The organism is uncultured Parasphingopyxis sp. (assembly GCF_937129435.1).
Taxonomy (GTDB): Bacteria; Pseudomonadota; Alphaproteobacteria; order Sphingomonadales; family Sphingomonadaceae; genus Parasphingopyxis.
The window spans coordinates 1-20473 of record NZ_CAKZNF010000003.1 but is presented as its reverse complement, the minus strand read 5'-3'; the positions used below and the strand labels follow the sequence as shown (position 1 = coordinate 20473).

21 protein-coding genes and 1 pseudogene are annotated in these 20473 nt (G+C 65.0%); 9 read left to right on the top strand and 13 right to left on the bottom strand.

What is annotated here, in order from left to right; genetic code table 11:
- Positions 1–244 precede the first annotated feature (244 nt).
- From Q0139_RS00360 to glmM, 4 genes are all read right to left on the bottom strand, one after another.
- Positions 245–811, bottom strand: a complete 567-nt coding sequence (locus Q0139_RS00360; RefSeq protein ID WP_298015844.1) for a ribonuclease HII — start codon at positions 809–811, stop codon at positions 245–247.
- 139 nt (positions 812–950) lie between these two features.
- Positions 951–1757: a bifunctional hydroxymethylpyrimidine kinase/phosphomethylpyrimidine kinase gene (gene thiD, locus Q0139_RS00355; RefSeq protein ID WP_298015842.1), complete on the bottom strand. Its 807-nt coding sequence runs from the start codon at positions 1755–1757 to the stop codon at positions 951–953.
- 150 nt (positions 1758–1907) lie between these two features.
- Positions 1908–2141 (bottom strand): DUF1272 domain-containing protein, encoded by a 234-nt coding sequence (locus Q0139_RS00350; RefSeq protein WP_298015840.1) that lies wholly within the window; start codon positions 2139–2141, stop codon positions 1908–1910.
- Entirely contained in the window at positions 2141–3478 is a 1338-nt protein-coding gene (gene glmM / locus Q0139_RS00345) for a phosphoglucosamine mutase (RefSeq protein ID WP_298015839.1), read from the bottom strand. Before glmM ends, Q0139_RS00350 begins: the two co-directional genes overlap by 1 nt.
- Positions 3479–3579: 101 nt before the next feature.
- Here glmM and Q0139_RS00340 point away from each other — a divergent pair, with 101 nt between their 5' ends.
- Together Q0139_RS00340 and Q0139_RS00335 are read left to right on the top strand one after the other, a co-directional pair.
- Positions 3580–4986 (top strand): sodium:alanine symporter family protein, encoded by a 1407-nt coding sequence (locus Q0139_RS00340; protein ID WP_298015837.1) that lies wholly within the window; start codon positions 3580–3582, stop codon positions 4984–4986.
- Positions 4983–5975 (top strand): aldo/keto reductase, encoded by a 993-nt coding sequence (locus tag Q0139_RS00335; protein ID WP_298015835.1) that lies wholly within the window; start codon positions 4983–4985, stop codon positions 5973–5975. Before Q0139_RS00340 ends, Q0139_RS00335 begins: the two co-directional genes overlap by 4 nt.
- On the opposite strand, the gene Q0139_RS00330 is transcribed toward Q0139_RS00335, so the two are convergent.
- The 4 genes from Q0139_RS00330 to Q0139_RS00315 all read right to left on the bottom strand — a co-directional run bounded on the left by Q0139_RS00330 (position 5972) and on the right by Q0139_RS00315 (position 11139).
- Positions 5972–6664: an NnrU family protein gene (locus tag Q0139_RS00330; protein WP_298015833.1), complete on the bottom strand. Its 693-nt coding sequence runs from the start codon at positions 6662–6664 to the stop codon at positions 5972–5974. The genes Q0139_RS00335 and Q0139_RS00330 overlap by 4 nt on opposite strands.
- A gap of 7 nt (positions 6665–6671) precedes the next feature.
- Positions 6672–7952, bottom strand: coding sequence for an amidohydrolase family protein (locus tag Q0139_RS00325; RefSeq protein ID WP_298015831.1), 1281 nt, complete (start codon positions 7950–7952; stop codon positions 6672–6674).
- Between the two features lie 128 nt (positions 7953–8080).
- Positions 8081–9499, bottom strand: coding sequence for an amidohydrolase (locus Q0139_RS00320; protein ID WP_298015828.1), 1419 nt, complete (start codon positions 9497–9499; stop codon positions 8081–8083).
- 14 nt (positions 9500–9513) lie between these two features.
- Positions 9514–11139: a peptide MFS transporter gene (locus Q0139_RS00315; protein WP_298015930.1), complete on the bottom strand. Its 1626-nt coding sequence runs from the start codon at positions 11137–11139 to the stop codon at positions 9514–9516.
- A 142-nt stretch (positions 11140–11281) separates the two neighbouring features.
- Between Q0139_RS00315 and Q0139_RS00310 the strand changes: the two genes are divergently transcribed.
- The 4 genes from Q0139_RS00310 to Q0139_RS00295 all read left to right on the top strand — a co-directional run bounded on the left by Q0139_RS00310 (position 11282) and on the right by Q0139_RS00295 (position 14993).
- Positions 11282–11863: a nitroreductase gene (locus Q0139_RS00310; RefSeq protein ID WP_298015826.1), complete on the top strand. Its 582-nt coding sequence runs from the start codon at positions 11282–11284 to the stop codon at positions 11861–11863.
- Between the two features lie 167 nt (positions 11864–12030).
- Positions 12031–12378 (top strand): GntR family transcriptional regulator, encoded by a 348-nt coding sequence (locus Q0139_RS00305; protein ID WP_298015928.1) that lies wholly within the window; start codon positions 12031–12033, stop codon positions 12376–12378.
- Between the two features lie 162 nt (positions 12379–12540).
- A complete protein-coding gene (locus Q0139_RS00300) occupies positions 12541–14289 on the top strand; it encodes an acyl-CoA dehydrogenase family protein (protein ID WP_298015824.1) in 1749 nt (582 codons plus the stop codon).
- A gap of 32 nt (positions 14290–14321) precedes the next feature.
- A complete protein-coding gene (locus Q0139_RS00295; RefSeq protein ID WP_298015822.1) occupies positions 14322–14993 on the top strand; it encodes an HAD-IA family hydrolase in 672 nt (223 codons plus the stop codon).
- A 121-nt stretch (positions 14994–15114) separates the two neighbouring features.
- Here Q0139_RS00295 and Q0139_RS00290 read toward each other — a convergent pair whose 3' ends face one another.
- The 4 genes from Q0139_RS00290 to Q0139_RS00275 form a co-directional block, all read right to left on the bottom strand.
- Complete coding sequence (locus Q0139_RS00290; protein ID WP_298015820.1) at positions 15115–16131, bottom strand: nucleotidyltransferase family protein; 1017 nt, start codon at positions 16129–16131, stop codon at positions 15115–15117.
- Between the two features lie 142 nt (positions 16132–16273).
- Positions 16274–17131 (bottom strand): HprK-related kinase A, encoded by an 858-nt coding sequence (locus Q0139_RS00285; RefSeq protein ID WP_298015926.1) that lies wholly within the window; start codon positions 17129–17131, stop codon positions 16274–16276.
- Between the two features lie 10 nt (positions 17132–17141).
- Entirely contained in the window at positions 17142–17429 is a 288-nt protein-coding gene (locus tag Q0139_RS00280) for an HPr-rel-A system PqqD family peptide chaperone (RefSeq protein ID WP_298015818.1), read from the bottom strand.
- 136 nt (positions 17430–17565) lie between these two features.
- Positions 17566–17991, bottom strand: a complete 426-nt coding sequence (locus tag Q0139_RS00275) for a hypothetical protein (RefSeq protein WP_298015816.1) — start codon at positions 17989–17991, stop codon at positions 17566–17568.
- Positions 17992–18181: 190 nt separating this feature from the next.
- Here Q0139_RS00275 and Q0139_RS00270 point away from each other — a divergent pair, with 190 nt between their 5' ends.
- From Q0139_RS00270 to Q0139_RS00260, 3 genes are read left to right on the top strand one after another with little or no spacing between them, the layout of a single operon-like run.
- Positions 18182–19315 carry an ATP-binding protein gene (locus Q0139_RS00270; protein WP_298015814.1) on the top strand — a complete coding sequence of 378 codons (1134 nt, stop codon included), beginning with the start codon at positions 18182–18184 and terminating at the stop codon, positions 19313–19315.
- Complete coding sequence (locus tag Q0139_RS00265) at positions 19302–19544, top strand: TonB-dependent receptor (protein ID WP_298015812.1); 243 nt, start codon at positions 19302–19304, stop codon at positions 19542–19544. The genes Q0139_RS00270 and Q0139_RS00265 overlap by 14 nt, the downstream gene beginning before the upstream one ends.
- Before the next feature lie 25 nt (positions 19545–19569).
- Positions 19570–20238: a hypothetical protein gene (locus Q0139_RS00260; RefSeq protein ID WP_298015810.1), complete on the top strand. Its 669-nt coding sequence runs from the start codon at positions 19570–19572 to the stop codon at positions 20236–20238.
- Between the two features lie 8 nt (positions 20239–20246).
- Here the strand turns inward: Q0139_RS00260 and Q0139_RS00255 are convergent.
- Positions 20247–20473 (bottom strand): annotated as a pseudogene (locus tag Q0139_RS00255) (FCD domain-containing protein); the annotation flags it as partial.

Below are 20473 nucleotides of genomic sequence, written 5' to 3'. Positions count from 1 at the left end.
TAAGGCGGCGAGAACGAAAAGAGTCCCCTACCGGATATGGTGCGAACGAAGCGCGGCGGACTCAAGATGATGCGGTGTGGCGGGAAAGACTCAAATGCCAGTGAACGGCATGCAATTCCTCCCCGGTACGGGGAGGGGGACCGCCGAAGGCGGTGGAGGGGCACTCTCCTCTTCAGCGTCCCGCTTGCGGCACGTGCCCCTCCACCATGCTTCGCATGGTTCCCCTCCCCGTGCCGGGGAGGATTTATGTCTCAAACACCATTTCCGCCTGCGCCACAGGCGCGAAGCTCCTTCGGTGGAGCGGTGTCGGGCCGTGCGTCCGCAGGGCCGCCATATGCTCGGCGGTGCCATAGCCCTTGTTCCGGTCCCAGCCGAAATGCGGATGCGCGCGGGCCGCGTCGCGCATCATGCGGTCGCGGGTCTCCTTGGCGATGATCGAAGCGGCGGAAATGCACGGATGGAGCGCATCGCCACCGATCACGGCTTCGGCGCTGTAGCCCCATTGCGGCAGCCGGTTGCCATCGACAAGGACATGCGCCGGCGAATCGGCGAGCGCGTCGACCGCGCGCGCCATCGCCCGCATCGTCGCCTGGAGGATGTTGATCCGGTCGATCTCCGCGACATCGGCGATCCCCACGCCAACGACACAATGCGCGCGGATTTCGGCTTCGAGTTCGGCGCGGCGTTTGGCGCTCAGCTTCTTGCTGTCGTCCAGCCCTGCAATCGGCCGGTCGCAGAGGATGACGGCCGCGGCGACCACCGGTCCGGCGAGCGGTCCGCGGCCTGCTTCGTCGACGCCGGCGACAATCACCGATTATTCTCCGCAACGCCGCACAGCGTCATTGCGAGGAGCGAAGCGACGAAGCAATCCAGAGCGGCATGCAACAGCGCTTGTGGCTCTGGATTGCTTCGCTGCGCTCGCAATGACGATTCGGGCCTTTCTCCGCTATTCACGGCCAGAACTCCCCGATCCCGGCGAATCCCAACGGCCCATTGCCCTGCCCCAGCCCCGGCGCGGCTTTCAGCGCGGCGCGGACGAAGCCGCGCGCCTGGAGGATCGCCTGCGGCAGGTCGAGGCCGTGGCCGAGGCCCGTGGCGAGCGCGCTGGAGAGCGTGCAGCCGGTGCCGTGCGTCTGATCGGTGGCAATCCGCTTCGCCTTCCAGCGCTGCACCTTGCCTTCGGGCTGTGCCAGCAAATCGATCACCGGGCCGTCATCGTCGAGATGCCCACCCTTGGCGAGCACCGCCGTCCCCGTATCGCGCGCCAATCGCCGCGCCTCGCGTTCCATCTCATAGGCCGATTGCGGATCGGACCAGGTCAGCCGCGCCAGCTCTGGCACGTTCGGCGTGACCACGGTCGAGACGGCCATCAGCGCGTGGAAGGCGGCAATCGTGGCCTCGTCGGCGAGGATCGATCCGCTCGTCGAGACCATGACCGGGTCGAAGACGATCGGCGCGTCGACGGACGCCAGCCGCCCGGCCAGCGCCTTCACCATTTCGGCCGATCCCAGCATGCCGACTTTTACAGCGTCGATGCCGATATCCTCGGCCACCGAATCGATCTGCGCGATCACCATATCGACCGCGACCGGATCGACGCGCTGGACGCCGAGCGTATTCTGCGCGGTGATCGCGGTGATCGCGGTCATGCCATGGCCGCCGAGCAGCTGGATCGTCTTCAGGTCGGCCTGGATGCCCGCGCCGCCGCCCGAATCCGATCCCGCGATGCTGAGGATGCGGGGGGGCTTTGCGGTCATTTCGATCCTCCCCGGAACGGGGAGGGAGACCGCCGGCGAAGCCGGGGGTGGAGGGGCACCCGCCAGAAGCGAAATGCTACGGGATAGTGCCCCTCCACCATGCTTTGCATGGTCCCCCTCCCCGTTCCGCGGAGGACCTGGCACTCCCACTCAAGCATTCGCCTTGTACTTCCGCTCGGTCGAGCCAGGGAACCGCGCGAGCAGCGCCGTCGCGCGCACCGGGCGCGGCCTGAGTTCGCCCGAACAATTGGGGCAGCTTCCCGCGAGCGGCCCCTTGCTGCAATCGAGGCAGAAGGTGCATTCGAACGAGCAGATATGAGCGCCCGCCCTATCGGCCGGCAGGTCGGTGCCGCAGCGTTCGCAATCGGGGCGCATTTCCAGCATCAGAGAACGTCCTCGATCACCTCGACGATCTCATCGACGACCTTGCCGACCAGGCTGTCGTCGAGCCCTTCGGCCATCACACGGATCAGCGGTTCGGTGCCCGATTTGCGGATCAGCAGGCGGCCCGTATCGGCGAGCTTCGCCTCGGCCGCCGCGATCGCGCCCTGGACGCGCGGGTGTTCGAGCGGATCGGTCTCGCCGTAGCGGACGTTCTTCAACTGCTGCGGATAGGCATCGAACAGGTCGAGCAACTCGCTTGCCGGCTTGTCACCGCTCACCAGCGCCGCGAGCACCTGCAACCCAGCGACGATACCATCGCCGGTCGTGGCATGATCCGTGAGGATCAAATGGCCAGACTGCTCGCCGCCGACATTGCAGCCGCTCTCCCGCATCGCCTCCAACACATAACGGTCGCCGACCTTGGTACGTTTCAGATCGATGCCCTTGCCGCCGAGGAATTTTTCCAGGCCGAGATTGGACATCACCGTCGCCACCACGGCACCGCCCTTGAGCTCGCCACGCTCCGCAAGCGTCGAGCCGATCAGCGCCATCAGCTGGTCGCCGTCGATCACCCGGCCCTTTTCATCGGCAACGATCAGCCGGTCGGCATCGCCGTCGAGCGCGATGCCGATATCGGCGCCCTCGGCGACGACCGTGTCGCACATCAGTTGCGGCGCGGTGGAGCCGCAGCCGTCATTGACGTTGGTGCCGTTGGGCTGGACGCCGATCGCAACGACGTCCGCGCCCAGTTCCCACAGCACCGACGGCGCGACGTCATAGGCGGCGCCATGCGCGCAATCGACGACGATCTTGAGCCCGTCGAGGCTGAGATCGCCCGGAAAGGTCATCTTGGCATGGTGGATGTATCGCCCGCGCGCATCGTCGACCCGGCGGGCGCGGCCGATATGCTCCGAGTCCGCCAGCTGGGGCGGCGTATCGAGCAGCTTCTCTATCGCCAGTTCGTCCTCGTCGGAGAGCTTGAACCCGTCGGGCCCGAACAGCTTGATGCCATTGTCGACATAGGGGTTGTGGCTCGCCGAGATCATCACGCCGAGATCGGCACGCATCGAGGTCACCAGCATCCCGATTCCCGGCGTCGGCATCGGCCCCGTCATCACGACATCCATGCCGACGCTGGTAAAGCCCGCGACCAGCGCCGATTCCATCATATAGCCCGACAGGCGCGTGTCCTTGCCGATCACGACGCGGTGCTTGTGCCCGCCGCGAAGGAAATGCGCGCCGGCGGCCTGGCCGACCTTCATCGCGATCTCGGCCGTCATCGGGCTTTTGTTGGTCCGCCCGCGAATGCCGTCGGTTCCGAAATATTTGCGGCTCACTGGCCCATGCCTCTTGTTCTTTGGGTTGCAGTCCCTCTAGCCTCGCCGCCTATCGCTTGTGAAGGATTTCGGCCGATGGAACAGTGTATGAAGACGCGCGCATGATCGGCTGGATCGAGAACACGCTGGCGGGCCTCCTCGCCGATCTCAACGCCCTTGTCTTCACCAGCGTCCCGATCATGGGGGTCAATGTCACGCTGATCGTGATCTGGCTGGCGATCCCGATGTTCATCTTCACGATCTGGCTCGGCTTCATCAACGTCCGCGCGCTCGGCCAGTCGGTCCGGATCGTGCGGGACAAGACGGTCGATCACGACGCGCCCGGCACGATCAGCCAGTTCAGCGCGCTGACGACGGCGCTGTCCGGCACGGTCGGCCTCGGCAATATCGCCGGCGTCGCCATCGCCATCGCCACGGGCGGTCCGGGTGCGGCCTTCTGGATGTTCGTCATCGGCTTCTTCGCGATGACGGTGAAGTGCATGGAGGTGACGCTCGGCCACAAATACCGGACGATCGATCCCGACGGGTCGATCCGCGGCGGGCCGATGTATGCGATGAAGAACGGGCTGGCGGCGCGGGGCAAGCCGCGCTTCGGCCATCTGCTCGGCTGGCTCTACGCCTTTTTCGCGCTGTTCGGCGCGATCTCGCTGGTCCAGGTCAATCAGAGCTATGTCCAGGTCGCGGCCGTCACCGGCTTCGAAAACGGCACGATCTACGGCATCATCCTCGCCGCGCTGGTCGGCCTTGTCGTCATCGGCGGCGTGACATGGCTCGGCCGCGTTACCTCGATGCTCGTCCCGGCGATGGCGGGAATCTACCTGATCGGCGTCTTCACGATCATCCTCACCAATCTGGGCCAGCTTCCGGACGCGATCGCCACGATCGTCGGCGACGCCTTTACCGGGGGCGCGGCGGCGGGCGGGATGCTCGGCGCGTTCGTGATCGGGATGCAGCGGGCGGTCTATTCGTCCGAGGCCGGCGTCGGCTCCGCCGTCATCGCGCACGCCCAGGCGAAGACGCGCGAACCGGCGTCCGAAGGGCTGGTGGCGCTGCTCGAACCGTTCATCGACACCGTGGTCGTCTGTTCATTGGGCGCGATCGCGATCGTCATTTCGGGCACCTATTATGGCGGCGAGGATATCGGCATCGTCAGCGACGCCTTTGCGCGAATTTCGGACTGGTTCCCGATCTTGCTCGCCGTCGCCGTCTTCCTCTTCGCCTATTCGACGCTGTGTTCCTGGGGGTTTTACGGTTTGCAGGCCTGGGGATATCTTGTGGGCGAAGGGCCGATCCGCGACACGATCTACAAGGTCTTCTACGTCGTCACGATCCCGGTCGGCGCGATCCTGCCGATCCAGGCGGTGATCGACCTTGTCGACAGCGCCTTCTTCCTGATGTGCATCCCCAACGTCATCGCGATCTATATCTTCGCGCCGGAAATCAGGCGGGAGATCCGCGGCTATCTCGAACGCAGCCGTGCCAAACGAAACGAGGAGACGACCCCATGAAGACACGCACGCTCGGTGACGGCCTGACCGTTTCGGCGCTCGGCATCGGCTGCATGCCGATGGCGGGGATCGGCAAGGGCATGTACGGGATGTCCAACGATGACGAAGCGATTGCGACTATCCACGAGGCGATCGGCATGGGCGTCACCTTCTTCGACACGGCAGAGGTATACGGCCCGTTCCGGAACGAGGAACTGCTGGGCGAAGCGATCAAGGGCAAGCGCGACGGTCTGGTCATCGCCACCAAATTCGGTTTCCGGATCGGTGAGAACGGCATCAGCGGCGTCGACAGCTCGCCCGCCAATATCCGCCGCGCCTGCGAGGACTGCCTGAAGCGGCTCGGCATCGAAACGATCGACCTGCTCTACCAGCATCGCGTCGATCCGAACGTGCCGATCGAGGACACGGTCGGTACGATGGCCGAGCTCGTGAAAGAGGGCAAGATCCGCCATCTCGGCCTGTCCGAAGCCGGCGCGGAAACGCTGCGCAAGGCGGTAGCGGTCCATCCCATCGCCGCGCTGCAATCGGAATATTCGCTGTGGGAGCGCGATATCGAAGAGGATATCCTGCCGACCTGCCGCGAACTCGGCATCGGGTTCGTTCCCTATTCGCCGCTCGGCCGCGGCTTCCTGACCGGTCAGATCACGAGCCGCGACGATCTGGACGAGGGCGATTACCGGCTGCGCGATCCGCGTTACGACGAAGAGAATTTCCGCAAGAATATGGAGATGGTCGACGTCGTGAAGGCGATTGCCGATGCGCATGGCGTATCGCCCGCCCAGATCGCGCTGGCCTGGCTGCTGGCGCAGGGCGAGGACATCGTTCCGATCCCGGGCACGAAGCGGCGCGAGACGATGCGCGACAGCATGGCCGCGGCGGACGTGGCGCTGAACGACGATGACCTGGCGAAGCTCGATTCCGCGGCGCCGCGCGGCGGCACGGCCGGCCCGCGCTATCAGGAACCGATGATGAAGATGGTGCGGCTCTAGATCATCCAGGCGAACAGGCCGACCGGGATGTGATGCGCCCAGCTCGCGGCGGCCCATAGGCCGATCCCACCAAGGAGCGAGATCCAGCCAGGCCAGATCGCACCGACCGGGATGCGGCCGTCGAGCACGGCGCGGAAGGGTATGAAGCTCGTCCGCGCCTCCCAGCCCTGCCACGCATCGCCCATCAGCCCTTCCTTCTTCCTGTCCTGCAGCAGCGAGCCGAAAAAGGTCAGTACGAACAGCCCGATCGTCAGCACGATGTTGAGCGGCGTGCCCGACAGGATGAAATGCGTGATCGCCCAGATCATGAAGGCCCAGTTCATCGGATGGCGCGTCACGGCGAAGACGCCCGTCGCCGGGCGGATCGCGGTCGAGGCGCCGGTCGGGTTCGGAAAGGCCGGATTGCGGATATTGGCACCGACCAGCAGGATCGAGGCGAGCAGCATCAAGGCGGGCGCCGCCCATTCGTAGAACCAGAGCGGCGCGACCCAGCGCGGCGCCATCGGCTCCATCGCCACGCCCGCCCAGACCATCCAGCCAAAAGTGAACAGCGCGACGATCGAATAGACGGCGAGGAAACCGCCTTCGCCCATCCGCTTCACCAGCGACGCGCGGAGCGGATGCGAGAGCAGGAAATGGCTGCCGACAAAGGCGATCGTCGCAAGGACAAGGCTGGTCAGCGAGCCCATCGCCTCGCTACCACTCATACGCCTGGGGCAGATCGCTCTCGTCGGTCCGCAGATAGCGGTCGCGCAGCCGCGACTGACGCGTCACCAGCGGTTGTTCGACGCCGTCGATGTACATGGCATCGACATTCGATGTGAGCTCGAGCGGATCGCCGTCCCAGATCACGACATCGGCGCGGCGGCCGGCACGCAGCGAGCCGATCTCGTCGCCCAGCCCCATGATCTCCGCCGGGCGCGAACTGATCAGCGCGAACGCCTCGCCCCAGCTGACGCCGGAGGCGCCGGGAATGCGCTGCAACGCGACGAGATTGCCGGCATATTGCGTCGAATAGCGCACGAGATGCGTGTCGTTGTCGTCGATCATGCCGATGGCGACATCGACGCCCGCCGCCCGCATGCGTCCGATATTCGATTGCGTCGAGGCCAGCCGTTCGAACTGCGCGGGAAGATCGTTCAGCGCCGAGGCGATCACGGGAACGCCGGATTGCGCGATCTGGCTCGCCACGGTCCAGCCTTCGCTGACGCCGACGAGCACGAGACGCAGGCGCGGGAATTCGTCACGCAGTTGAATCGCATTCAGGATATCGCGCGCCTGTTCGACATGGACGAAGAGCGGCGTGCGTCCCTGCACCACCGGCACGAGCGCGGCGGCGTCGAGACGGTTGAGCAGGTCGTCGGTCGATCCGCCGCCATAGCCGTTCGGATTGGCCGCATAACGCTGCGCCTGCTGCAGCGCGTTGCGAAGCATGGCGTAGCTCGCCGCGCGGCTGCCGCCTGCACGGCTTGCGCCGGTTTCGCCGAGCTCGATGAACTGGAAGGCGCGCGGCCGCATCACGGCGTCCATATCGGCGCCGAGATCGATGATCGCGCCCTGCCCGCCGAACAGCGAATCGCCCGAGGTGTCGGGCGCAACGACGGCGCGCGTGACGCCGCCCGCCCGGTTGGTCGCAATCGCCGAACTCAGCGGATTGACCGCCGGCGTCACGTCGAGCGCGGCGCTGAACGGCGATTCACCGGCCGAGGTGTCGTTGGTCCCGGAAACGGCGCTGACTTCCACCAGCCCGAGCCGCGTGAAGCCGCCGACGATGCCGGGCGTGACCCAGCGGCCGGTGGCGTCGATGGTCTCCGCTCCGGCAGGAACCGTCGTCCCCGCACCGGCGGAGACGACGCGGCCGTTCCGCATGACGACAGTGCCGTTCGGAATGGGGTCGGAGCCGTCACCGATGACGACGGTGCCGCCGGTGATGGCGACGGTCTGCGCCGTAACCGGCGCGGCGATGGCAACGGCCACAAGCGAGAGCAGCGCACCAAAAGCCGTTTGGGCTGAGCTTGTCGAAGCCCTGCCCTTCTTCGGCAACGACAAAAGAAAAGTGCAGCCCTTCGACAAGCTCAGGGCAAACGGCATCATTGCTGACCTGCTCATCGTACGCTCCCCTCTCCCGGCTGTCCCAGCTCGAAGTCGGACACCGGCCGGCGCCGCGGGTCGTTCATGTCGTACATCAGCGCACCATCGATCCAGACCATTTGCGGCCGCGAATAGACGCTGAGCGGGTTGCCGTTCCACAGCACCAGATCGGCCCGCTTGCCGGCGACGAGGCTGCCCGTCTCGGCATCGATGCCGAGCGCGCGGGCCGGGTTGATCGCCAGCCATTGCCACGCCTCTTCGTCGGTGATCTGCAATCCGGCTCTTCGCCCGTCGGCCAATGCCTTCGCCGCCTCCTGGTTCAATCGCTGGATCTGGTTTTCATCATCCGAATGGACGATCGCGCAGGCCCCGGCATTGTGGACCATCGGGATATTCTCGAACACCGTGTCATAGGCTTCCATCTTGAAGCCCCACCAGTCCGCCCACATCGCCGCGCAAATGCCTTCCTCGCGCAGCAGGTCGGGGATCTTGTACGCCTCGACCGCGTGCTGGAAGCTGGCGATCTCGTAGCCGAACTCGTGGCTCATATCGATCATGTTCGCCATCTCGTCGGCGCGGTAGCAGTGGTTATGGACGAGGATGTCGCCGTTCATCACGCCGACCAGCGTCTCGTTCTGCAGGTTGCGCGCCGGACGCGTGCCGCCATTCTCGCGGTAATTCTCCCACTGCTCCTGATAGCGCTGGGCATCGATCCACGCCTGGCGCGCGACCGCCATATTGCCCATCCGCGTCGCGGGCGAACGGTTGCGGCCGCCATAGACGCGCTTGGGATTCTCGCCGCACGCCATTTTCAGGCCATAGGGCGCGCCGGGAAACTTCATGTCCTGCATCGTGCGGCCGGGCACGTTGCGCAGCGTGACCGAACGGCCGCCGAACAAATTGGCCGAACCGGGCAGGATGTTGAGCGTCGTCACGCCGCCATTGGCGAGCGCGCGGGAGAAACCGGGGTCCTGCGGCCAGACGCTGTGCTCGGTCCAGACCTCGGCGGTGTTGGGATCGGTCGCCTCATTGCCGTCCGAATGCGCCTCGACCGACGGCGTCGGATAGTTGCCGAGATGCGAGTGGATATCGATGACGCCCGGCGTCACCCACAGCCCCGTGCCATCGACCACGTCCGCATCGGCAGGCGCATCGACCGTCGGGCCGATCGCCTGGATGCGCCCGTCGGCGAAATAGACCTGGCCGTTTTCGATCCGCCCGCCCTCGCCGTCATAGATGGTGGCGTTGCGAATGACGGTCGGCCGGCCCGGATAGGGGCGGTAGGTCGACGGGAAGGGGTCGGGATCGAACAGCGCCGAATATTCCCGGTCGCCCGCGCTGCCGGACGAGGAGGCCGATCCGCTATCCCCGCCCGTCGTCGCACATCCGAGCAGCGCCGCGCATGCCGCCACGGCCAGTCCCCATTTCTTCATGCCCCGGCCTCCCATCAGTTGCGCACCTCGCCCGAGGTATCGACGCCTGCGCCCTGCGGCTCGGCAAGGGTGGACTGGCCCAGCATATCGTCGCCAGGATCGTCGTCCTTCAATGTATCGAGATGCATCAGCTTCTTGACGAGACCCGAGATCAGGATGACGCCGACGCCGATGGCCATCGCGACCAACCCGATCGTCTGGTAGATCGAGAGTGTTGCCTCACGCGTCATTTCACCGTCCTCGCCGCCGGTCGCCGCGCCGATCATGCCGGCGACATAGTTGCCGCCCGCCGTGGCAAAGAACCACGCGCCCATGACCAGGCTGGCCAGATGCGTCGGCGACAGCCGGTTCATCGCGGAGAGCCCCACCGGCGACAGGCAAAGTTCGCCGGTCGTGTGGAACAGATAAATGCCGAAGAGGAAGATCACGGGTACGGCGACATCAGCAGGCACGGTCGCCGCGCCCCAGACCAACACCAGAAAGCCGAAGCCCAGCTGCACAAGCCCGAGTCCGAACTTCGCCGGTGTCGAGGGCTCGAGACCGCGCTTGCCGAGCCATGTCCACAGCGATGCGAACACCGGCGCCAGCAGGATGATGTAGATCGGGTTGATCGACTGGAACAGCGAGGCGGGAACGCCCTGCCGGTCGATATAGCGATCGGTGAACAGGTTGAGCGACCCGCCCGCCTGTTCGAACAGGCCCCAGAACAGCGGCTGCAAGGCGATCAGGAACAGGATCGCGAACATCCGCTCGCGCGGTTCCTTTTCAAGCTTGAACGCCTCGAACAGCACATAGCCGAGCAGCGCGACACCCGAAATGAGCATCAGCCCGCCAACGACCGACTGATACTGGATGAGCAGCCACATCACGACGACGCCAACGATGCCGACGCCGTACATCGTCATTTCGGTGCTTTTGGCGAGCGGCTTGGGCGGCTCGCCACGACCGAGCAGTAGCGGCTTGCCGAGGATGAACACGACGAGGCCGAGCAGCATGCCGATGCCCGCGGCGCCGAAGCCATAGGCCCATCCCAGCGTCTGGCCGAGATAGCCGGCGATGATCGTGCCGACCGCGGCGCCGACATTGATGCCCATGTAGAAGATCGTATAGGCGCCGTCGCGACGCACATCGGTGCGCGGGTAGAGCTGCCCGACGATCACCGAGATATTCGCCTTCAGGAAGCCCGAGCCGACGATGATGAAGGCGAGCGCCATCCAGAAGATATTGATCGTCGGATCGTTCTGCCCGCCTGTCCCTTCGAACGCCATGCAGAAATGGCCGATAGTCAGCAGGATCGCGCCGAACAGCACGGCCTTGCGCTGGCCGAGATAACGGTCCGCGAGCCAGCCGCCGAGAACCGGGGTGATGTAAACGAGGCTGACATAGGCGCCGTAGACGATGTTCGACGCGCTGTCGTTGAAGAGCCAGTGCTGCGTCAGGTAGAAAATGAGCAGGGCGCGCATGCCGTAATAGGAAAAGCGCTCCCACATCTCGGCGAAGAACAGGATATAGAGGCCCTTGGGATGGCCGCCCACTTCGGGGCGCGGCCGCGTTACGGCCCAGGCGCCCACGGCGAGGAATACGAGGAGCACGGCGCTCGCGATCGCGACAATCCAGTCGCCCTCGTTCCACATCGACATTGCTTTTAGTTCGGTCACTCTACAACCCTCTCACATATCTCCCCACCGCGCGTGGCGGCCCAATGGCGGCGCAGACTAGCGCCGAATTTGCGGAAAGAAAGGGCACTGGCGGTTTGCGGGTCGAATCCCTAAGTGCGAGCCCATGTTCAACGACCGCTCCACCCCGCTCTCGCTCCTCTCCACCCGCCGGTCCGCCCGGCCGCGCGAAATGGTCGCACCCGGCCCCTCCGACGCCGAATTGCGCGATATCCTGATGATCGCGAGCCGCACGCCCGATCACGGCAAGCTGGCGCCGTGGCGCTTCGTTACCGTGGGCGCGGACAGGCGCGACCGGTTCAACGAAATTCTGCAGGATGCATTTCGCATCGACCGGGGGCGGCCCGATGCCGACGATGTCAGCGCCATCGAGCAGTTCGCGCACCAGGCCCCGTGCCTCGTCGTCGTGCTGTACAGCCCGCAGGAAAGCGCCAAGATTCCCGAATGGGAACAGGAGCTTTCGGCGGGTGCCGCCTGCTTCAACCTGCTCGCCGCCGCCCATGCCCATGGCTATGTCGGCGGCTGGATCACGGGCTGGGCCGCCTATAGCGACGCGGTGCGCGATCATTTCGGCGAGGCGCCCGAGCGGATCGCCGGGTTCATCTATCTGGGTTCGCCCGGGGTGGAGCTTCAGGAGAGGCCGCGGCCGGAATATGACGATGTGGTGAGCGAGTGGCGGGGCACGTAAGCCCCTCCTCTTCAGAGGAGGGGTTTGGGGTGGTGGAGTCCGAACCCAAAAACTCCGAAAGCCGGCATCGAGCCGGCTTCTCCGTCAACCACCCCTTTCCCCTCCTTTGAAAAGGAGGGGTTATTTTCCCCTTGACGCGCCCCACTGTCTTACTACACTATGGCGCGATGGCGAAGAGCGAAAAACCGGTATACCTCAAGCTGCGCGACAAGATCGGCGCGGCGATCCTTGATGGCATCTATGGCGACGGCGATCCGCTGCCCTCTGTGCGGCAACTGGCTGCCGATGAAGGCGCGAACCCGCTAACGGTGGCCAAGGCCTATCAGACCTTTCAGGACGACGGGATCGTCAATGTCCGCCGCGGCGTCGGCATGTTCGTTGCCAACGGCGCCGCCGACAAGCTTCGCACGCGCGAGCGCGACAGCTTCCTCAACGAGGAATGGCCGCGCATCCAGCGCCGGATCGACCGCCTCGGCCTCGATGCGGCGGAATTGCTGGGAAAAGAACTGGCATAAGCCTTCCGTTCGCCGAACAATCAAAATGACGATCATCGTTTCCGCGTGAGCGGGATTTCCGATGTCATGTTCACGGCCGCCAGGGCGCGCCGGCTCCGAAGACCGACGAAGAAAAGCGGGATTCGCGCTTGCGCCGGGATGACGAAGACATAGAAGGCCCTCATGACCTTCACCCCGCCCGTCACCGAACAGCGCTTCGTTCTCGATCACATCGCCGGCATCGGCCAGCTTGCCGAGCATGAACTGTTTGCCGAGGCCTCGTCCGATCTTGTCGATGCGATTCTGGAAGGCATCGGGCAACTCGCCGCGGGCGAATGGGCGCCGCTCAACTGGCCGGGCGACGAAAGCGGCGGCGCGAAGCTGACCGAAGACGGCGTCAAGATGCCCGAAGGGTTCCAACAGGCGTACAGGGATTATGTCGAAGGCGGCTGGGGCACGATCTCGGCACCGGCCGATTTCGGCGGGCAGGGTCTGCCCTTTTCGCTCGGCAGTACGATCCTCGAAAGCCTGGGTTCGGCGAACATGGCCTTCACGCTCTGCCCGATCCTGTCGGGCGGCGCGATCGAGGCGCTGACGCATCATGGTAGCGAGGAGCTGCAGCGGCTCTATCTGCCGAAACTGTGCACCGGGGAATGGACCGGCACGATGAACCTGACCGAGCCGCAAGCGGGATCGGACGTCGGCGCGCTCAAGACCAAGGCCGAGCGCGCCGAGGACGGCAGCTGGCGGATTACGGGGCAGAAGATCTTCATCACCTTCGGCGAGCACGACCTGACCGACAATATCGTTCACCTCGTTCTCGCCCGCACGCCCGATGCGCCGGCAGGAACGAAGGGCATCTCGCTCTTCCTCGTTCCGCGTTACCGGCTCGACGAAGACGGCAATCCGGACGCGTTCAACGATGTGCGCTGCGTGAGCCTCGAGGAAAAGCTCGGCATCCATGCCTCGCCGACCTGCGTCATGAGCTATGGCGATGACGGCGATTGCCATGGCTGGCTGATTGGCCCCGAACATGGCGGCATGCGCGCGATGTTCACGATGATGAACAATGCGCGGATCAATGTCGGGATGCAGGGCGTCCAGATCGGCGAGCGCGCGACGCAGCAGGCGGTGAGCTTCGCGCGCGAGCGCGTGCAATCGGCGCGGGCCGGGGGTGACAGCCGCGATGCGATCGCCATTATCGGCCATCCCGATGTCCGCCGCATGCTGATGCGGATGAAGGCGCTGACGCAGGCCGCCCGTGCACTCGTCTACTATACCGCCGGGCAGGTCGATCGCGGGACGCTCGGCGATGCGGATGCCAAGGCGCGCGCCGAACTGCTCACACCCCTCGCCAAGGCCTATGGCAGCGATTGCGGTGTCGAGATCGCCAGCCTCGGCGTGCAGGTTCATGGCGGCATGGGCTATGTCGAGGAAACCGGCGCCGCCCAGCATTATCGCGACGCCCGGATCGCGCCGATCTACGAAGGAACCAACGGCATCCAGGCGGCGGACCTTGTCGGGCGCAAGCTGGGACTCGCCGGCGGCGATACGGTGCGCGCGCTGTTCGACGAGATCCGCGCCGATGGCGGCGACCATGCGGCGCTCGATACGCTGCTCGGCGATTGCGAGGCCACGGTGAACTGGTTGACGAGCGGCGAGGCCTCGGTCGACGATCGGCTGGCCGCGAGCTACCCGCTGCTGACGATGATGTCGGTGTTGGTCGGCGGCTGGCTGATGGCGCGGCAATGGCGGATCGCCAAGGCCCAGCTCGCGACCGGCGAGGGCGACAATGAATTCCTCGACATGAAGATCGCGGCGGCGCGCTTCTATCTCGACCAGATCGTGCCCGAGGCGAGCGGGCTGGCGGCCGCCGCGACGGCCAGGGCGGACGTGCTGTATTCGGTGACCGCAGAGGCGTTCGGGGCTTAGTTTCGGCAAATGCACAAGGCATCGCCGACGCGATGACGGATATCCCCTTCGATTGCGTCGGCTTCGATCTCGATGGCACGCTGCTCGATACGTCGGACGAGCTGACGGTTTCGCTCAACCATGCGCTGGCGAGCATCGGCAGGCCGCCGCTGACGCAGGCGGAGGTGCGGCCGATGGTCGGGCTGGGGGCGCGGCACATGCTGGCCGAGGGGCTGGCGCGGTCGGGCGAGAGCAGCGAGGCGATGGCCGATGGGCTGCTGCCGGTGCTGCTCGAACATTATGACGCGCATCTGGGCAGCGGATCGCCGCCCTTCCCCGGACTGATCGGCACGATGGACCGGCTCGCGACGATGAACGTCAAGCTGGCGGTCGTGACGAACAAGTTCGAGCGCCTCGCCGTGAAACTGCTCGAGGCGAAGGGCATGGCAAGCCGCTTCGGCGCGATCATCGGCGGCGACACGATGGGCAAGGGCTTCGCCAAGCCGCACCGCGCGCCGATCGACGAAATGATCCGCCGTTGCGGCGCGACCCGCGCGGCGTTTATCGGCGATTCGATCTACGATGTCGGCGCGGCGAAGGCGGCGGGCGTGCCGGTCGTCGCGGTCAGCTTCGGCTTTCTGACGGGTCCGGTGGAGGCGCTCGGCGCGGACGCGGTGATCGATCACTATGATGTGTTGATCGCTACGCTGGAGCAGTTGGGCTAAGGCCAAAGACCGTCATCGCGAGCGCAGCGAAGCAATCCAGAGCTAGCTCAGACAACGCATACGGCCCTGGATTGCCGCGTCGCCTTCGGCTCCTCGCAATGACGACTGAAAAATCGGAACTCTAGTTCTTCCGCCACTTCGTCCAGAGATGCCGCCCCAGCATCACCGGCGGCATCCTGAGCCAGTGCGAGCGGATGTAGAAAGCGCCACGCAAGCCCTTGCGAGTCTCCCGCCCCCATCCGTCGCGGGCGAGCAGGCGGCGGATATAGAGCGCGTCCCCTGCCCTGCCCCGCCCGGCGACATCGCCATCGACCGGCGTGCCGTAGAGCCGCTCTGCCAGCCGGAGTGCCCGGGCGACGGCCCTGGAAAGCTGATGCCGGTCCGCGCATTCGCCGAGCCTGTCCCAGAAGCCCGGCGCGTCGCCGAAATCGCGCAGCAGCCGGTCGATATCCCACAGATTGCGAAGGCCCCCAGCCAGGTCGCCATCGGCGAACAGGTGGCAGGCGGCGTGGCAGATCATGTCGGGCGCCGAAAGGACGCGCAGGCCGCTTTCCAATGGCTCGCTGTCCGCCAGCAGCGCCGCAGCATCGGGCGTCGGCTTGGCAGTCAGCGGCAGGATCGTGTGATGCACGTCGATCATCCGGTCCCGCTCCTTGTGGATCAGCGGCGGCAGCTCGTGCATGTGATCGCGATAATAGGCGTCGTCATAATCGTCTTCCTTCACCCATTCCCAGCCGCCCCGTTCGATCAGTGCCTCCTCGACCACGCCCAGCGCGTCGCGCGGCACGAGGATATCGAGATCGCCGATCGACCGGCCGATGCCTGCCGAAAGGCCCGCCGCGACATAGGCCGTACCCTTGAGCAGCACGACCGGCACATCGACATCGGCGAGCGCGCGGCGCGCCATCTCGGCCTCCCACAGGGCCTGCCGTCGGGCATGGTCCATCGAAAGCCGCGCATCGCCGAGGATTGCAGCCGCGGCATCGCGCATGGCGATTCCGTCGAGGCGATGGGCGAGGCTGCCGATCAGCTGTTCCGCCCGCGCCATGGTCAGCAGCGTCGTCCAGTCATCGGCGTCGAGCGCGGCGACCGAAGCCGGATCGGCGAGCGCGCGGGTGAGGAGGCGGGCGCCGGTCATCGATCCTCCCCGGTCCGGGGAGGGGGACCGGCGAAGCCGGTGGAGGGGGCGTGCCACTTGCGCTGCACAAAGAGGTTAGCCCCCTCCGTCAGCGCTTCGCGCTGCCACCTCCCCGTGCCGGGGAGGATTCTTGTCATCCACCTCACGCCAGCTCTCCCCAAAGGGTCTCCACCATGTCCACCGCCGTGTCGGTATCGGCATAGTCGAGCGCGCGGCAGGGAACGGTTTCGATCAACCGGGTCAGCGCCGTGAAGCCCGTCTCGCCGAGCGCGACATAGTTGGTCGAGGCCTGGGTCAGCCGGACGAAGATCTCCGCCTCGCCGATCTCGCGAACGGCCGGATCATGGCCGAAACGGGGGAAAAGCAGTAGCGCGGGCACGGCCGGCTCGGCCATGCGCGCGATGGCGTCATCCGGCGGGCGGAGATGGCGGATCGTGCCCTTGGGCGTGCCGGTCATCACCGGGCCGAGACGGGCGGGGTCGACCACGCCCCCGAACTGCCCGATCGCCTCGTTTTTCAGGCTGACCATGCGGGGAAAGGGATGAACCAGCCCACTTTCCGGATCGAGCAGCGCGAATTCGTCGCCCATGAACCGCCAGCCGCGTTCGCCGAGCAGCGCCGACAGCGTCGATTTCCCCGCGCCCGACAGCCCGGTCATCAGCAGGGCGCGCCCGTCCCGCTCCACCGCCGAAGCATGGAGCAGCAGGTGGCGGCGCTGGCCGAGCGCCATCTGCAGGTTCATGCCCATTTCCGCCGCGAGCAACCCATGCGCCAGCGCCATCGGCGCGGCATCGGGCAGCATGAAATCGCCGCCGATCATGACGCTGGGCCGGATGAAACGCCGCCACGGGCGCTGCGCGGCCAGCCGGACGGTGAAATCGGGAATGCCGGGCGCGGGATAGCCGCTGTAGAGCCGCCGCATCGCATCGAGCGGGCCGGCCCAGTCCGATCCGATCCGAAAGCCGACAGGGCCGACCGTCACGCGAAATTCGTGCCGCATTCCGCTCATGTCACACCCGCCACACCAGTCCGGCGGTTTCCAGTTCGGCGAGCCGCGCGGCCAGCGCCGCCCGCGCCTCTCCCGCATCGCCGAGATCATGGTCTCGCGAGAGACGCTCGATCAGCATGTCGATGTCGGCGGCACCTTCGCCAAGCGCTTCGAGCAATTCGGGCGCGGGAGAGCCGAGGATATGGGTGAGGCCCGAAGGGCGGTGGAAGATCAGCGTCACGCCGTCGGGCAGGCGCTTGACGATGCGCCGGCCGGGCTCATCAGCGTGAAAGACTTTGGAGGCGCTCACAAATTCCCTGCCCATTCATCGTCATGCTGAACTCGTTTCAGCATCCATATGCCCGGCATCGCGGAAACAGATCCGGCCCGGCATATGGACCCTGAAACAAGTTCAGGGTGACGGGCAAGACAGGAAGTAGCCCCCGTCAGCCGCGCGGCATCTGGATCGATGCGTAGCAGGTGAAGCCGCTCTGGCCGGCCTGCAGCCGCCGGATATAATTGGTGTAGGCCTGGCTCTGTTCATAGCCATAGCCGCCATAGGAGCGCCCTTCGAAGAGCGCGCCGCGAACCTCTTCGCCGACGAGATTGCGTCCGGGCGGCGGGAAGGCGCCAGGCGTTCCCGGTTCGACGGGCGATCCGTCGGGCGCGATATAATAGCCGCTCTGTCCGGGCGAAGGCACGGGAATCTCGCAGGCCATGACCGAGCCGACCGTCTGGGCGAGAGCGGGGCGCACGGTGACGACCGACGAAGCGGCAACGGCGCCGAGCGCCAGCATCTGACGCCGCGTGGGCGGCGGCGTCTTGCCGTCTTCGGGCTGGTTTTCACCCTGATTGTCAGCGTCTTGCGCCATGAAACTACCTTCTCGCCCCTCGTCGTCCCGTTTTGCGACCTCGAACGTCCGCCCTGTACTGGCGAGTGTCACAATGTCGCTCTATGACGCGGTCATGGCTCCGATAACGCCTTTGCGCGCCATTGTCGCGTTGTTAACCCTCTTTGCCCTTGGATGGGTTGCGATTTCGTTAGGCGCGCCGCCCGCCGCCATGATCGTGGCGTTGTCCGGCGGGTTGCTGGCGGGCCTTTTCCTTCTGGCCGGTCGCAATCCGGATGCGGGCGAAGCGGAAGAAACCGCCGAACGCCCGGCCGACGAAGCCGATGCAGCGGAGCAGGAAGGCCCGACCCTTGAAGAATTGATGAACGCGCTCGACGAGCCGAGCCTGCTCGTCACGGGCCGCCGCGTCGAACGCGCCAACGCCGCGGCGCGCGCGCTGCTCGGCGAACATATCGTCGGCGAGGATGTCCGTCTCGCCATCCGCCATCCCGTCGCCGCCGGGCGACTGATCGGCGAAAATGAAGACGAGGATTCGCGCACGGCGATCGAGCTGGTCGGTATCGGCGAGCGCGAGCGGCCCTGGGAACTCGTGATCCACGAACTCGGCGATAACAGCCGCTTCGTCCGCCTTGCCGATCGCAGCAACCTGCACACGGCCGAGAAAATGCGCGTCGATTTCGTCGCCAATGCGAGCCACGAGCTGCGGACGCCGCTGACCTCGCTGCTCGGCTATATCGAGACGCTGCAGGACGGCGCGGTTAAGGACAAGAAGACGCGCAAGCGCTTCCTCGAGATCATGCACAACGAGGCGAGCCGGATGCAGCGCCTGATCGGCGATCTGATGTCGCTTTCGCGGATCGAGGCCGAGCGCTTCCGCCCGCCCGACGAGCAGATCGCGCTCGCGCCGCTGATCGAGGAAGCCTGCCAGAGCAGCTGCATCGCCGCCGGCGAAGATCCCGGCCGGATCGTGATCCATGGCGATGCGAATGTCGGCACGATCCCCGGCGACAAGGCGCAGATCGCGCAGCTCGTCAGCAATCTGGTCAGCAATGCGCTGAAATACGGCCGGCCCGAATCGACCGTCACAGTGCGTGTGAAGGCGCTGCGCCCGGATATGGCGCGGCTGACGGTCGAAGACGAAGGCGAAGGCATCCCGGCCGAGCACCTGCCGCGGCTGACCGAGCGCTTCTACCGCGTCGATCCCGGCCGCAGCCGGAAAATGGGTGGGACGGGCCTCGGCCTCGCCATCGTCAAGCATATCGTCGAGCGCCATCGCGGGCGGCTCGATATCGAGAGCGTCGAGGGCAAGGCAGCCGAGGCCCGAGTTGGCTTTGGCCAACGATGATCCGGAAAAGATCGGCAACCAGAAGCTTGATACCTATTTCGTTGCAAACCTTTATGGTGAATGGACGCCTGAGGCACTATCGAATGCCGTGACACTGCGTGTCGACGTTCTCAACATCCTTGATCGTGATTATTTCTCGCGAACAACACCTGGTTATGACAGCAGCGCCATCGAGCCCTATCACGAACCGGGCAGAACTTTCCTCGTTTCCGCCAAGGTTGACTTCTAGGGATCCGGCAGAAATTGGAACGAGCATGAAATCAACCGAAATGGGTAGCACTTTGTGTGCTGCCCGTTTTGGCGTTTTAAAAACGTTAACTGGCAATCGAAACAAGACAGGACTTGCTGGAATGAAACTGAAACCAATTTTGGCATTCGTTGCTGCAGCGCTAATTTGGGGCAATGTCGCCTCGGCAGAAACAATTACCCTTACCGATGTCACCGGACACGAAGTCAGCATAGACGTGCCGGTCAAGCACATGATCCTTGGCGAAGGCCGTTTCCTGCCATCGCTTGGTATTCTCGACCCGGAAAATCCGGTGCGCTGGGTTGCCGGAATGATGGGCGAGTTCAAGTCACTTGATCCGGGATCGTTCGAACAATATCGCAGCAAATTCCCCGAAATCGATGATATCCCCCTGATCGGGCGCAGCGGTGAAGCCACATTCTCGGTTGAAAAAGCCATCACGGTCCAGCCAGATGTTGCGATTTTCGGGATGTCGGGCGGCCATGGTCCGGGATCAAAAAGCCATGAAATCCTGTCAGTTCTTGGCGTCACGGTCGTTCCGTCCGAGGCCTACATTTCGTTCATCAGGCCGGACCTGATATCGGACACCGGCGATGTTGCCGATGACGGAACGCGCGCATTTATCCAGGCCTATGTCGACCGCTTTGCAAAGATGGCTCTCCGCTTGGTGGACTGATAGCGAGATTATGCGATTTCTCTTTGAGCGGCTTCAGCCATTGCCAGAAGGTCGTCTGTCGTTCGGCGAAAATGCGTCGAAATATAGGAACGAGTGGCAATCTCGTCGCGGCGTGTCGCCGCCTCCATGATTGCGCGGTGTTCTTCGTCCACATTTCTCGGACGGTTATTTGAGAATAACGAAACACTCCAATGGCGATAGCGTTCGCTTTGAAGATAAAGTGTTTCGCGCAGCC

What these genes read in the sequence shown, in the direction of transcription:
- thiD (WP_298015842.1), bottom strand. Translation starts at nt 1,757, where the DNA reads ATGACCGCAAAGCCCCCCCGCATCCTCAGCATCGCGGGATCGGATTCG.
- Q0139_RS00350 (WP_298015840.1), bottom strand. Translation starts at nt 2,141, where the DNA reads ATGCTGGAAATGCGCCCCGATTGCGAACGCTGCGGCACCGACCTGCCG.
- Q0139_RS00340 (WP_298015837.1), top strand. Translation starts at nt 3,580, where the DNA reads ATGATCGGCTGGATCGAGAACACGCTGGCGGGCCTCCTCGCCGATCTC.
- Q0139_RS00335 (WP_298015835.1), top strand. Translation starts at nt 4,983, where the DNA reads ATGAAGACACGCACGCTCGGTGACGGCCTGACCGTTTCGGCGCTCGGC.
- Q0139_RS00330 (WP_298015833.1), bottom strand. Translation starts at nt 6,664, where the DNA reads ATGGGCTCGCTGACCAGCCTTGTCCTTGCGACGATCGCCTTTGTCGGC.
- Q0139_RS00320 (WP_298015828.1), bottom strand. Translation starts at nt 9,499, where the DNA reads ATGAAGAAATGGGGACTGGCCGTGGCGGCATGCGCGGCGCTGCTCGGA.
- Q0139_RS00315 (WP_298015930.1), bottom strand. Translation starts at nt 11,139, where the DNA reads ATGTCGATGTGGAACGAGGGCGACTGGATTGTCGCGATCGCGAGCGCC.
- Q0139_RS00310 (WP_298015826.1), top strand. Translation starts at nt 11,282, where the DNA reads ATGTTCAACGACCGCTCCACCCCGCTCTCGCTCCTCTCCACCCGCCGG.
- Q0139_RS00305 (WP_298015928.1), top strand. Translation starts at nt 12,031, where the DNA reads ATGGCGAAGAGCGAAAAACCGGTATACCTCAAGCTGCGCGACAAGATC.
- Q0139_RS00300 (WP_298015824.1), top strand. Translation starts at nt 12,541, where the DNA reads ATGACCTTCACCCCGCCCGTCACCGAACAGCGCTTCGTTCTCGATCAC.
- Q0139_RS00295 (WP_298015822.1), top strand. Translation starts at nt 14,322, where the DNA reads ATGACGGATATCCCCTTCGATTGCGTCGGCTTCGATCTCGATGGCACG.
- Q0139_RS00290 (WP_298015820.1), bottom strand. Translation starts at nt 16,131, where the DNA reads ATGACCGGCGCCCGCCTCCTCACCCGCGCGCTCGCCGATCCGGCTTCG.
- Q0139_RS00285 (WP_298015926.1), bottom strand. Translation starts at nt 17,131, where the DNA reads ATGCGGCACGAATTTCGCGTGACGGTCGGCCCTGTCGGCTTTCGGATC.
- Q0139_RS00275 (WP_298015816.1), bottom strand. Translation starts at nt 17,991, where the DNA reads ATGGCGCAAGACGCTGACAATCAGGGTGAAAACCAGCCCGAAGACGGC.
- Q0139_RS00270 (WP_298015814.1), top strand. Translation starts at nt 18,182, where the DNA reads ATGATCGTGGCGTTGTCCGGCGGGTTGCTGGCGGGCCTTTTCCTTCTG.
- Q0139_RS00260 (WP_298015810.1), top strand. Translation starts at nt 19,570, where the DNA reads ATGAAATCAACCGAAATGGGTAGCACTTTGTGTGCTGCCCGTTTTGGC.